Annotated in this window: 11 protein-coding genes and 1 pseudogene; 8 read left to right on the top strand and 4 right to left on the bottom strand. The window is 61.9% G+C overall.

Annotation, left to right across the window (positions count from 1 at the left end):
• Positions 1–8: 8 nt before the first annotated feature.
• Positions 9–191: a con-10 family general stress protein gene (locus PSH84_RS22230; protein WP_122566259.1), complete on the top strand. Its 183-nt coding sequence runs from the start codon at positions 9–11 to the stop codon at positions 189–191.
• Between the two features lie 63 nt (positions 192–254).
• Positions 255–482 (top strand): hypothetical protein, encoded by a 228-nt coding sequence (locus PSH84_RS22235; RefSeq protein WP_305467544.1) that lies wholly within the window; start codon positions 255–257, stop codon positions 480–482.
• Between the two features lie 225 nt (positions 483–707).
• Here the strand turns inward: PSH84_RS22235 and PSH84_RS22240 are convergent, their stop codons facing one another.
• Together PSH84_RS22240 and PSH84_RS22245 are read right to left on the bottom strand one after the other, a co-directional pair.
• Positions 708–1,463 (bottom strand): OBAP family protein, encoded by a 756-nt coding sequence (locus PSH84_RS22240; protein ID WP_305467545.1) that lies wholly within the window; start codon positions 1,461–1,463, stop codon positions 708–710.
• A gap of 108 nt (positions 1,464–1,571) precedes the next feature.
• Entirely contained in the window at positions 1,572–2,105 is a 534-nt protein-coding gene (locus tag PSH84_RS22245) for a DUF3087 family protein (RefSeq protein ID WP_305481804.1), read from the bottom strand.
• A gap of 217 nt (positions 2,106–2,322) precedes the next feature.
• Here PSH84_RS22245 and ppnN point away from each other — a divergent pair, with 217 nt between their 5' ends.
• Positions 2,323–3,696, top strand: a complete 1,374-nt coding sequence (gene ppnN / locus PSH84_RS22250) for a nucleotide 5'-monophosphate nucleosidase PpnN (protein WP_122566255.1) — start codon at positions 2,323–2,325, stop codon at positions 3,694–3,696.
• 129 nt (positions 3,697–3,825) lie between these two features.
• On the opposite strand, the gene PSH84_RS22255 is transcribed toward ppnN, so the two are convergent.
• Both PSH84_RS22255 and PSH84_RS22260 read right to left on the bottom strand, forming a co-directional pair.
• Positions 3,826–4,485, bottom strand: a complete 660-nt coding sequence (locus PSH84_RS22255) for an HAD family hydrolase (RefSeq protein WP_305467548.1) — start codon at positions 4,483–4,485, stop codon at positions 3,826–3,828.
• Between the two features lie 169 nt (positions 4,486–4,654).
• A complete protein-coding gene (locus PSH84_RS22260; protein ID WP_122566254.1) occupies positions 4,655–6,001 on the bottom strand; it encodes an MATE family efflux transporter in 1,347 nt (448 codons plus the stop codon).
• Positions 6,002–6,673: 672 nt separating this feature from the next.
• Between PSH84_RS22260 and PSH84_RS22265 the strand changes: the two are divergent.
• The 5 genes and pseudogenes from PSH84_RS22265 to PSH84_RS22285 form a co-directional block, all read left to right on the top strand.
• Positions 6,674–7,618, top strand: a pseudogene (locus PSH84_RS22265) (methyl-accepting chemotaxis protein); the annotation flags it as partial.
• An 11-nt stretch (positions 7,619–7,629) separates the two neighbouring features.
• Entirely contained in the window at positions 7,630–7,998 is a 369-nt protein-coding gene (locus PSH84_RS22270; RefSeq protein WP_003203044.1) for a response regulator, read from the top strand.
• A gap of 15 nt (positions 7,999–8,013) precedes the next feature.
• Entirely contained in the window at positions 8,014–8,298 is a 285-nt protein-coding gene (locus PSH84_RS22275) for an STAS domain-containing protein (RefSeq protein WP_122566252.1), read from the top strand.
• A gap of 36 nt (positions 8,299–8,334) precedes the next feature.
• The gene (locus PSH84_RS22280) at positions 8,335–10,437 is read left to right on the top strand and encodes a chemotaxis protein CheA (protein ID WP_122566314.1); all 2,103 of its coding nucleotides are present in this window, start codon (positions 8,335–8,337) and stop codon (positions 10,435–10,437) included.
• 33 nt (positions 10,438–10,470) lie between these two features.
• Positions 10,471–12,129 carry a methyl-accepting chemotaxis protein gene (locus tag PSH84_RS22285; protein ID WP_305467551.1) on the top strand — a complete coding sequence of 553 codons (1,659 nt, stop codon included), beginning with the start codon at positions 10,471–10,473 and terminating at the stop codon, positions 12,127–12,129.
• Positions 12,130–12,155 lie beyond the last annotated feature (26 nt).

Raw genomic sequence — 12,155 nt, forward strand, 5'->3', positions numbered from 1 at the left:
TTCTCAAAATGGCTAACACCGGAAACAAGAACCCAGGTAATTTCGCAAATGATCGTGAAAAAGCATCGGAAGCCGGGAAGAAAGGCGGCCAAGCTTCGGGCGGCAATAATTTTGCAAACGACCGGGAAAAAGCCTCTGAAGCCGGCAGGAAAGGTGGCGGACGCAGCCAAGGCGGCGGCAGAAAATCGTAACCTGGAAAACCGTCGGGGCGCAGGCACGCTGCGCCCTGGCGCTTAACCGTACCGAGGTCGCCCATGAGCAGCCAGGATCGATTCATCATCAGTTTCATCAGCAATGGCCAACCCGACAATCGCGTGGTCGAGGCCAACTCCGAGACATTGAGTGTCAGCGAAGCCGAAGCCTTATTGAGGGCGACGTTCAATGAACTCAAGGAGGTTGAACTCAGCGATGTGCAAGTTCAGAAAAAAACCAGGCCCAATGAAAAAGAGCATGGTGTGCCTGGGCATTTCAAACAGCCGTAGTTGTACTTCTCCTATATCATCACAAGCACTTCGCACCTTTCTTTGTGGCAAAGGGCTCTTGTGGCGAGGGGATTTATCCCCGTTGGGCTGCGAAGCAGTCCTTATGGAAGCAACCCGGATTTCCCTGCTCCACCAAAGTGGTCAGATGGGGCTGCTTCGCAGCCCAGCGGGGATAAATCCCCTCGCCACAAATAAATCCCTTATCACAAATTAGTATTTCCCCCTTCAATGTGCGTGTTCGCCAGTCGGATCCTTGATCTGCCACACCTGCCCTTTCTGCCAAGCATCGGCACCCGGATCAATCGCCGGCGTGTCGATACCCGCTCGGGCACGCTTTTTCGCTTCGCTGTCGACACCCATCCGAGCGTCCCGCTCGCGTACCAACTGCGGGTCAACCTGCCCATCGGCCGTGAACCCCATCATCAACTGAGGCACCCCGTAAGGCAGTGCATTGCCCTGTTCGGTATGCCAGGTGTGCCAGGTCTTGCCGTAAGTGCCGATCAGATTTTTCATCAACCGGGTTTCCGCTGCCTGGGGAATCCCGGGCGCAATCAACTGCCCGGATTTCACCTCATGCACATGGCTGTGCCACAGCTGTTTTTCACTGGCCGGCAAACCTTCGAACAAGCGCTGGCTGATGATGTACTCGACGCCCATCAGCTTGGCACTGGAGGTATTGCCGTCGAAGATGGCGCACTGAAAGACTTCCTCGTTCAGCGCCGAGCAGTAGTGATGCGCTTCCATCTGCCCGGACATGCGCCCGTTATAGAAATGAAAACCATCGAGATAGGTGTCCAGGGCCCGCAACGGCGGTTTGTCCTGCAGGATCCGCGCCCCGGTTTCCAGCGTCGCGGTGGTCGGGGTCTTCGCGGCGCCTGGCGCATCCACAGGCGAATCGCTCGTGCCGCCCGCGCAGCCGGTCAATCCAAAAACCGCTGCCCATAGCCATTTCCAGCTGCCATAAACACTTCGATCAGGCATGTCATCTCTCCTTTGCATGACTGATCATGAGAAAGACAGTGCCTGGGGCGGGTTTGATTTTCCTGACGGCCTACCGACGAACGGCGCGCATCGGCCGCCTCTGACCGATCAACCGGCGCTATAGGCCTGCTTCACCGTCTCGATCCAACTCGGGTCAAGGCGCGACTGTTCGCTGTCCAGGCCCAGCGCCTGCATGTTCGCCAGGTGCGCGTCGGCTTCCCGCGCCAGGGAACCCTGGGCGCTGGAGTTGGCGTCCAGCTGATGCATCTGGGCCAGCCCCAGGTGATAAAAGCGCAGCAGCTTCATGGCAGCGGGGTCCTGGGCCTGCACCCCAGCCGTCACCTGGTGCATCACGTTGGTGATTTTCATCAGGCTGCGCTTGAGCTGCCAGCCGTACACCGCGGCGGCCATCCACGGCTGCGACCAGAAATACTGGCGCATCAGCACAGCCATCGCCAGCACCGCGACAATCACCCCACCGAGGTTGAAACGAAAGTTATCGCCTCCGGGCGTCCCCAACAGCATCACGGCCAGGCTGGACAGCAGCATCGCCAGGGCCAGGAACACCACCGCGATGATCAGGGTGCTGCGGCGGGTCTGCCTGCGGTAGGTGTCGCCATCCCACGGTTTGATCTCGAACATCGCGGCGCAATTTCCTTGTACGGCATCAAAAGAGTCACGCATTATCGCCTGCCCGGTCGATTTAGCTATGCTGGGGCTCATTTTGTATCGCTACCGACTCGCCGGGCGAGGAACAAAGTCCATGGCGATAGTGCAAGGATCGTGCGATCTTTCGGTGTGGACGTTTTTTTCAAGATGCCGTCGTTGTGTGCATGGCATCGTTTTCAAGGAAAGCTGAATGACTCAAAGACATGTAATCAACGCCTCGGTCAGCCCCAAGGGCAGCCTGGAAACCTTGTCCCAGCGCGAAGTCCAACAACTGAGCGAAGCCGGTTCCGGCAGCATCTACGACCTCTTCCGCCAGTGCGCCCTGGCCATCCTCAATACCGGCGCCCATGTCGATAACGCCAAGACCATCCTGGAAGCCTACAAGGACTTCGAGATCCGCATTCACCAGCAGGACCGCGGTGTACGCCTGGAGCTGCTGAACGCGCCAGCCGATGCGTTCGTCGACGGCGAAATGATCGCCAGCACCCGAGAAATGCTCTTCAGCGCCCTGCGCGACATCGTCTACACCGAGAACGAACTGGACAGCCAGCGCATCGACCTCAGCTCGTCCCAGGGCATCAGCGACTACGTGTTCCACCTGCTGCGCAACGCCCGTACCCTGCGCCCTGGCGTGGAGCCGAAAATCGTCGTGTGCTGGGGCGGTCACTCGATCAACACCGAAGAATACAAATACACCAAGAAGGTCGGCCACGAACTGGGCCTGCGCAGCCTCGACATCTGCACCGGTTGCGGCCCAGGCGTGATGAAAGGCCCGATGAAAGGCGCCACCATTGCCCACGCCAAGCAGCGCATCCATGGCGGCCGTTACCTGGGACTGACGGAGCCGGGCATCATCGCCGCCGAAGCGCCAAACCCGATCGTCAATGAGCTGGTGATCCTGCCGGACATCGAGAAACGCCTGGAGGCCTTCGTGCGTGTCGGCCACGGCATCATTATCTTCCCGGGTGGCGCCGGTACGGCGGAAGAGTTCCTCTACCTGCTGGGCATCCTGATGCATCCGGCCAACCAGGACCTGCCCTTCCCGGTTGTTCTCACCGGGCCGAAAAGCGCCGCGCCGTACCTCGACCAGTTGCATGCGTTTGTCGGTGCGACCCTGGGCGAAGCAGCGCAGAAGCACTATCAGATCATCATCGACGACCCGGCCGAAGTGGCACGGCAGATGACCCAGGGGCTCAAGGAGGTCAAGCAGTTCCGCCGCGAACGCAACGACGCCTTCCACTTCAACTGGCTGCTGAAGATCGACGAGGGCTTCCAGCGCCCGTTCGACCCGACTCACGCCAACATGGCCAGCCTGGGCCTGAGCCGCGACCTGCCCGCCCACGAACTGGCGGCCAACCTGCGCCGGGCGTTCTCGGGGATCGTGGCCGGTAACGTCAAGGACAAGGGCATCCGCCTGATCGAAGAGCACGGCCCTTACGAGATCCACGGCGACGCCGCCATCATGGAACCCCTCGACCGCCTGCTCCAGGCCTTCGTCGCCCAACACCGCATGAAACTGCCGGGCGGCGCGGCGTATGTGCCGTGCTATCGCGTGGTGACCTGACCTATCTGAGGGCCACAAATCCAATGTGGGAGCGAGCTTGCTCGCGATGGCGGTGGCACATTCAGCATTGATGCAGGCTGAACCACCGCTATCGCGAGCGAGCTCGCTCCCACAGGGGATTTGCGGTGGCTACAGAATTCGCATCAAGCCGGCGCCATCCACTTCAAGGCCCAGTCCACGGTAATCCTTGATCTGCGGATGACGGCTGACCACCGGGTGCGTGTGCGTTGCCGTTACCACCATCACGTCAGCCCCGGCAGCCTCGCCTGCCCGGATTCCGGCCTCGGCGTCTTCAAACACCAGGCAGTCCTGGGGCGCCACTTGCAGGCGCTCGGCGGCCAGGCGATAGCAGGTGGGGTTGGGCTTGCCGTCGCTCACATCCTCGGCGGTGACCATCACACCGGGACGGGGGATCCCCGCCGCTTCCATCCGGCGCAAGGCCAACGCCATGGGCGCCGAGGTGACGATTGCCCAACGCTCTGGCGGCAGGCTTTCCAGGAAAGCCAGCGCACCGGGCACTTGCACCACCCCTTCGACGTCTTCGATTTCTTCGCGGGTAATCTGCTCGGCTTCCGCTTGGGCATCCACCCCCGACAGGTGCTGGCGGGCGATGGTGTCGATGGCGCGCACGCCATGGATGGTCGGCAGGAACGTCGCCACGTCCACGCCATGGCGCAGGGCCCAGCGCGTCCAGATCCGCTCGGCGGCGGCGATGGAATTGAGCAGGGTGCCATCCATGTCGAACAGGAAGGCGCGGTAGGCGATGTGAGTGGGGAGACTGGCAGGCATCGGATCCTCGGTGGCGGCGTGGCGGGTGATGGCCACTGTAACATCGCCAGGCACCGAACCTGTGGGAGCGAGCTTGCTCGCGATAGCGTCGGCACATTCAGCATCAATGCAAGCTGACCCACCGCTATCGCGAGCAAGCTCGCTCCCACAGGGTTTAGTGGTGGGTCGGTTACACCAGGCGCTCGATCGGCTGATGCTGCCAGACCAGCTTGTAGTACAGCGTCTGCAACAGCAGCATGCTCAAGTAAGCCACCGGGAACGCCATCCATACCCCTTGCAACCCGAAGTGCGCGTCCAGCAGATACGCGGCCGGCACTTGCACGGCGACGATGCAGAAAATCGAGATGACGACCGGCACCAGCACCGTGCCGCTGGCACGCATGATGCCGCCGACGATCGCCTGGAAGCCGAACACCAGCAAGCTCCAGAGCATGATATGCAGCAAGTGTTCGGCCTGGATCCGGGCCGCCGGGGCGGTGATGAACAACCCCAGCAGCCAGTGGGACAACAGATAGCCCAGCAGAACCAGCCCACCGGTGAGCCAGAGATTGATCGCGAGCCCCGTGCGCAGGATCGGCCCCAGGCGCTCCAGGCGGCCGGCACCGATGGCCTGGGCGCCGAGGATCGAGGCGGTGATGGCAATCGACAGCGCCGGAAACTGCACGTAATTGACGATCTGCGTCACCGCGCCGTAGGCCGCCGTAGCCTCGGAGCCATGGCGATTGACCAGTGCCAGGATCACCAACTCCGACAACGAGATCACCACCATCTGCAACCCCGTGGGCAGGCCAATGCGCAGCACCTTGCCAAGAATTTCCCGGTCCAGGCGCATCGCCGCGAACAACGCGCGGTCCGGCGCCAGGGCATGCTGGCGGCGACTCAGGCGCCATGCCAGCATCAGCATCGCCGACGTCGTCCCCGCCAGCCCCGCCCATGCCGCGCTCTGGATGCCCATCTGCGGCAACCCCAGCCAGCCGCGAATCAACGCTGGCGTGAGCAGCAACCCGACACTGGTGGACACCAGCAGCGCCAACATCGGTGACACCGTATCGCTCACCCCGCGCAGCAATTGGGTGAACAGCACGAAAACCAGCAACATCGGCAGGATCCACAGCATGACCCGGGCATAGGCAACGGCATCCTCCAGTACATCGGCCGGCGTGCCGAGCCCTTGCAACGCCTGACGCGCAAAGACACTGCCCAGCACCGCCGCCATCAGGCCGATAATCGCCCCCAGCAACAACGTCGAACCGGCAATCGCCTTCACCGTGCCGGTTTCGCCGGCACCGTAGGCCTGCCCGATCAGCACCCCCGCGCCCGCGCCCAGGCCGATCACCAAAGCGATAAAGAAAAACACGATGGGAAACATGCCCGACACCGACGCCAATGCCTGGGTGCCGAGCATCTGGCCGATGTAGATGCTGTTGAACGTGCCGGACATGGACTGCAGGAAGTTGGACAGAACCATGGGGATCAGGAACAGGAGATAGGTTTTCCAGAGGGGCTGGGTCGGCATGGGGACTCTGATGGCAGGTTCGAAAATCCGATGCGGGGTAATTTAGCTCAATCCATACAAATCGTTTCAGAAGATTCGGCTCAAACCGCTCCTGTGGCGAGGGAGCTTGCTCCCGCTGGGCTGCGCAGCAGCCCCAATACCTGAACACGCGATGTATCAGGCTAACCGCCCCAGCCATTTTTGGGACCGCTTCTCGCTCCAGCGGGAGCAAGCGCCCGCGCCACGGGACTTCCACAGGTCAGGCCATCTCGACAATTTTCCAATCTCGTCTATCCTTAGATAGCACTGTGCCATTATTTTTATCGAAACCGGACGATTGGTCCTCAAGACCGGGTCGGTTTGGCAGATAACCAGTTATTCGCAAATAACCTGTTGGCAACACTGTTCAAGGACCGAACCATGACGTCGTATTCTCACGGTCATTCCCCTTCCCCATCAAAACCACGCATCCTCTGGAGTGCCGTGCTAGTGGCCATTGCCGCGAGCATTGGCGTGCTGGCGCTCAATGGCGCGAGTGGGCAAAACATCGGTTTGAGCGTGGCGATCCTGGCCTTGGGCGTCGGGGCCGGCGTATGGGGTGCGCGCTCGCAACGCCAGCAGTTCGACAGCGCCGTCGCCGCCGCCATTGCTCGCCACGACCTGCAAGGCAACGAGCATCTGGCCCATAAAACAAACGCACAACTCAACGAAGTCATCCTCGGTGCCATGCCGATCTGGGCCAAGCAGGTCGAAAGCTCCCGGCAACAGACCGAGACCGCGATCGTCTCCCTGACCAGCCGCTTCACCGGCATTTCGTCACGCCTGGAAGATACCGTGCAAGCCTCGCAACTGGCCGCTGGTGAACTGGCTGGCAGCAGCAGTGGCGGCGCCGTGCAGGTGCTGGCCCAAAGCGAAGGCGAACTGGTCAAGGTCATCGATTCCCTGAAAGCCACCCAGGCCAGCCGCGACGAAACCCTGGCCCAGGTGCGCAACCTGACGGCTTATACCGGCGAGCTGCGGACCATGGCCGCCGACGTCGCGGCGATTGCCGCGCAGACCAACCTGCTGGCCCTCAACGCCGCCATCGAAGCCGCCCGTGCCGGCGAGGCCGGGCGTGGTTTTGCCGTGGTGGCCGACGCCGTACGCAGCCTCTCGAGCAAGTCCAGCGAGACCGGCCAGCAGATGTCGGCCAAGGTCGACATCATCAACACCGCCATCACCCAATTGGTGCATGCCGCGTCCAGCGGAGCGGACCAGGACAGCCATTCGGTCAGTGCCTCCGAGCAAAGCATCCAGCAGGTACTGGAGCGCTTCAAGAGTGTCACCGGCCGCCTGGCCGACTCGGCAGACATGCTGCAACGGGAAAGCTTCGGCATTCGCGATGAACTCACCGAGGTGCTGGTCAGCCTGCAGTTCCAGGATCGGGTCAGCCAGATCCTCAGCCACGTGCGCGACAACATCGAGGACCTGCACGTGCATATGCAGCAGGCCAGTCAGTCGCCCGACGAGGCTGTCTCCATCGATGCCCGCCAATGGCTGGCACGCATGGAAACCACTTACGCCACCGACGAGCAACGCCGCAATCATCACGGCGACTCGAGCGCGCAACAGACTTCACAGGAAATAACCTTCTTTTAGGAGAGCCGCTCATGGCTAAAAGTGTATTGGTTGTCGACGACTCCGCGAGCGTTCGGCAGGTGGTCGGCATCGCATTGAAAAGTGCCGGCTACGACGTGATCGAAGCCAGCGATGGCAAGGACGCGCTGGGCAAGCTCAATGGGCAGAAAGTGCACCTGATCATCAGTGACGTGAACATGCCCAACATGGACGGCATCACCTTCGTCAAGGAGGTCAAGAAGCTGGCCAGCTACAAGTTCACGCCGATCATCATGCTCACCACCGAATCCCAGGAATCGAAGAAACAGGAAGGCCAGGCCGCCGGGGCCAAGGCCTGGGTGGTCAAGCCGTTCCAGCCGGCGCAGATGCTGGCGGCGGTGTCCAAGCTGATTCTTCCTTGATAGCCGGAGGCTCCAATGCCGTTGCAATACGAAGCACAGGATGACACCGCCCAGGTGCACATCGACGGCGAGCTGACGATCTACACCGCGGCCGAGCTGGCCGTGCAGTGGCTGCCGCACCTGGGGGCAACGCCGCGAATGGCCCTCGATCTGTCGCAGATCACCGAGATGGACGGCGCCGGCCTGCAACTGCTGCTGATGGTGCAGCGCGAGGCCTCCAGGGCCGGGACCCAACTGACACTGACCGGCCAAAGCAAGGCCGTCACGGAGACACTTGCCCTGTGCAACCTGGTTGCCTAGGACCGCAATACGTCGGACACGACAAAGGAAATGAGCGTGAGCATCAATCTCGATCAGGCACAACAGACCTTCATCGTCGAGGCACGGGAACAGTTGCAGGCGATGGAAGAATCGCTGCTGCAACTGGAAACCGACCCCGGCGACGATGACGCCATCGGCGCGATCTTCCGGGCGGCCCACACGATCAAAGGGTCGGCCGGGCTGTTCGGCCTGGAACCGATCGTCAGCTTCACCCACATCGTCGAAGACGTGCTCGACCGCCTGCGCAACGGCAGCGTCGAGGTGGACGCCAGCCTGATCGCGGTGCTGCTCAAGTCCAGCGACCACATGCTGGAACTGATCAACGTGGCCGCCAACCAGGGCGGATCACTGCCGCCGCCGGCTCTGCAACGGGAAGTGGAGCTGTGTCAGATCCTTCAGGAATACCAGGCGCCCTCGCCGACCGCGGCGCCGACGCCTACGCAGGAGACCGCCCCCCACGAATCCGGCGAAACGCGCCTCTGGCACCTTTCCCTGCGCTTCGGCCAAGACGTGTTCCGCAACGGCATGGACCCGCTGTCGTTCCTGCGCTACCTGCAAACCCTGGGTGAAATCGTCGAGATCACCACCCTGACTGACGCCCTGCCCGCCGCCGACGCCTGGGACGCCGAGTCCTGTTACCTGGGCTTCGACATCGAGTTTCGCTCGGCCGCCAGCCACGGGGCGATCAACGAAGTGTTCGATTTCGTCCGCGAAGACTGCGAGATCGAGATCGTTGCCCAGGATGACGACATCACGCTTGCGGCCAACACCGGCCTGGTCACCACGTCGCCGGAACCGGCCGAGGAAAGCACCGCGTTGGTCGCTACCGGCGAGTTGCTGTCCGACCAGCGCAAGACGCCGCGCATGCCCGCCCAGATCGCCACTGACAAACAAGCGGTGACCAGCGACAGCAAGGGCAAGGACGGCACCTATGTGCGGGTCAATGCGGACAAGCTCGACGAGTTGATCAACCTGGTGGGCGAACTGGTCATTGCCAGCGCCGGTGCCAGCCTGCTGGCCCGTACCTGCCAAAACGACCCGTTGCAGGAAGCCACCTCGTCAGTCTCCGGGCTGGTGGAAGAAATCCTCGACGGCGCCCTGCGCCTGCGCATGATCCCCATCGGCGAAACCTTCAACCGCTTCCGTCGGGTGGTACGCGATGTCAGCCAGGAACTGGGCAAGGACATCGACCTGATCATCAGCGGCGCGGAGACCGAGCTGGACAAGACCGTGGTGGAAAAAATCGGCGACCCGCTCATGCACCTGCTGCGCAACGCCATGGACCACGGCATTGAAACCGCCGAGGCCCGGCTGGCGGCCGGCAAACCGGTCAAGGGGCACTTGCACCTCAACGCGTATCACGACTCCGGCAGCATCGTGCTGGAAATCGCCGACGACGGCGCCGGCCTGAACCGTGACCGGATCCTGGAAAAAGCCCAGGAACGTGGCCTGGTGCCGCCGGGTGCCAGCCCCACCGACCAGGAAATCTACAACCTGATTTTCGAACCCGGCTTTTCCACCGCCCAGGCCGTGACCAACCTTTCGGGGCGTGGCGTGGGCATGGACGTGGTCAAGCGCAACATCACCCTGCTGCGCGGCACCGTCGACCTGGACAGCCAGCCCGGCAAGGGCACCGTGGTGCGCATTCGCCTGCCGCTGACCCTGGCGATCATCAATGGCTTCCTGGTGGGCATCGGTCAGTCGACCTATGTGATTCCGCTGGACATGGTCCAGGAATGCATCGAGCTGAGCGAAGACGATGGACTCGCCAGTCGCGAACAAGGCTACCTCGACCTGCGCGGCGAGGTGCTGCCGCTGGTCTACCTGCGCGATCACTTCAGCCACGAAGGCCCGGCCGCGCGCCGGCAGAACGTGGTGGTGGTGCGCTACGCCGAACTCAAGGCCGGGCTAGTGGTGGATGACTTGCTGGGTGAGTTTCAGACCGTCATCAAGCCGCTGGGCAAGCTGTTTGGCGCCCTTCGCGGCATCAGTGGCTCGACCATCCTGGGCAGTGGCGCCGTGGCGTTGATTCTCGACGTACCGGCGCTGCTCACCCAGATCGCCCAGACCGAAAACCGCTACAACCCGACGCAATTACAACAAGCCAACGCTCGCTGACGCTTTAGCAATTCCATGGAGAGGTAATTCCCAATGAAATGGTTCTACGATCTTAGAATCGCCACCAAACTAATCACTTCATTTCTTGTGGTGCTGGCGCTGACCGCCGTCATGGGGGTGTTCTCGATCATTCAACTGGGCCAGGTGAACGACACCGCCCTCGACATTCGTCAAAACTGGATGCCGTCCATGCGCGCCGCCTCGGGCATGCGCTTCTATGCGGCGAACTATCGCCTCAAGGAAAACCGCCATATTGCCGCCGACTCCGAACAGGAGCGCGTCGGCCTGGAGCAAGAAGCCGACGAAGCCAAAAAAGCCTTCGAAACGCGCCTGGACACTTACGAAAAACTGCTCTCCAGCGCTGAGGATCGTCAGGTCTTCGAAACCACTCGCACTGACTGGGCAGCCTACCTTGCAATCAGCAAAGACCTGCTCGCGCTGTCCCGGCAGAATCTGACCGAGCAGGCCCATGCGATGCTCAAGGGCGAGTCCAAGCGTCGGTTCGATCTGGTGACCAGCGACTTGCAAAAACTTGTCGAGCTCAACGCTGCTGGCGCGGACGCAGCCAGTGCACACGGCGTCGAGCTTTTTGAAAACGCACGCCTGTCGATCATTGCCGTACTGGCTGCCGCCCTACTGGTAGGCCTGGGCCTGGCGTTGTTCATCTCGCGCATCATTTCCCGCCCCTTGAAACTGGCCGCGACCGTTGCCGAACAATTGGCCGAAGGCAACCTGAACGCGAAAATCGAAAATGGCTCCAAGGACGAAACCGGCATGGTGCTCAATGCCATGCAGAACATGGTCGGCAAGCTCTCGCACATCATCGGCGAAGTGCGTAACGCCGCGGACAACCTCGCCAGCGCCTCCGAAGAAGTCAGCGCCACCGCGCAATCGATGAGCCAGGCCACCAGCGAGCAGGCGGCCAGCGTTGAGGAAACCAGTGCGTCCATCGAGCAGATGAGTGCCAGCATCAACCAGAACACCGAGAACGCCAAGGTTACCGACGGTATGGCCAGCAAGGCCGCCAAGGAAGCCACCGACGGCGGCGAATCGGTGCAGCAGACCGTGGTGGCGATGAAGAAAATCGCCCAGCGCATCAGCATCATCGACGACATCGCCTATCAAACCAACCTGTTGGCGCTCAACGCCGCCATCGAAGCAGCCCGTGCCGGTGAACACGGCAAAGGCTTCGCCGTGGTCGCCGCCGAAGTGCGCAAGCTGGCCGAACGCAGCCAGGTGGCCGCCCAGGAAATCGGCGAGCTGTCGTCCAGCAGCGTCGACATGGCGGAAAAGGCCGGGAACCTGCTCAACGAGATGGTCCCCTCGATCAACAAGACCTCGGACCTGGTGCAGGAAATCAGCGCCGCCTCCGAAGAACAGGCCGCCGGTGTGGCGCAGATCAACACCGCCATGACCCAGCTCAACCAGGTGACCCAGCAAAACGCCTCCAGCAGCGAAGAACTGGCCGCCACCGCCGAGGAAATGAGCAGCCAGGCCGAACAGCTGCAACAGGCCATGAGCTTCTTCACCCTCGACACGCCGCCCAAGTCCGCTGTGCAAGTTGCCAGGGTCGATAACACCCCAGGTCCGTCCGGCCGCAAACCGGCGCGGGCACCGGCACCGATCATGCCCAAAGCGTTTGCCTACAACATGGCCAGCGCCCCGGACGAGTCGGAATTCACCCGGTTCTGATGGCCCGGTTCCACTGGCTTGCTTAA

Source organism: Pseudomonas beijingensis, from assembly GCF_030687295.1.
Classification (GTDB): Bacteria; Pseudomonadota; Gammaproteobacteria; order Pseudomonadales; family Pseudomonadaceae; genus Aquipseudomonas; species Aquipseudomonas beijingensis.

Bases quoted from the DNA above. Each gene is read 5' to 3' on its own strand.
- ppnN (WP_122566255.1), top strand. From the start codon at position 2,323: ATGACTCAAAGACATGTAATCAACGCCTCGGTCAGCCCCAAGGGCAGC.
- PSH84_RS22245 (WP_305481804.1), bottom strand. From the start codon at position 2,105: ATGTTCGAGATCAAACCGTGGGATGGCGACACCTACCGCAGGCAGACC.
- PSH84_RS22240 (WP_305467545.1), bottom strand. From the start codon at position 1,463: ATGCCTGATCGAAGTGTTTATGGCAGCTGGAAATGGCTATGGGCAGCG.
- PSH84_RS22260 (WP_122566254.1), bottom strand. From the start codon at position 6,001: ATGCCGACCCAGCCCCTCTGGAAAACCTATCTCCTGTTCCTGATCCCC.
- PSH84_RS22255 (WP_305467548.1), bottom strand. From the start codon at position 4,485: ATGCCTGCCAGTCTCCCCACTCACATCGCCTACCGCGCCTTCCTGTTC.
- PSH84_RS22285 (WP_305467551.1), top strand. From the start codon at position 10,471: ATGAAATGGTTCTACGATCTTAGAATCGCCACCAAACTAATCACTTCA.
- PSH84_RS22235 (WP_305467544.1), top strand. From the start codon at position 255: ATGAGCAGCCAGGATCGATTCATCATCAGTTTCATCAGCAATGGCCAA.
- PSH84_RS22270 (WP_003203044.1), top strand. From the start codon at position 7,630: ATGGCTAAAAGTGTATTGGTTGTCGACGACTCCGCGAGCGTTCGGCAG.
- PSH84_RS22275 (WP_122566252.1), top strand. From the start codon at position 8,014: ATGCCGTTGCAATACGAAGCACAGGATGACACCGCCCAGGTGCACATC.
- PSH84_RS22230 (WP_122566259.1), top strand. From the start codon at position 9: ATGGCTAACACCGGAAACAAGAACCCAGGTAATTTCGCAAATGATCGT.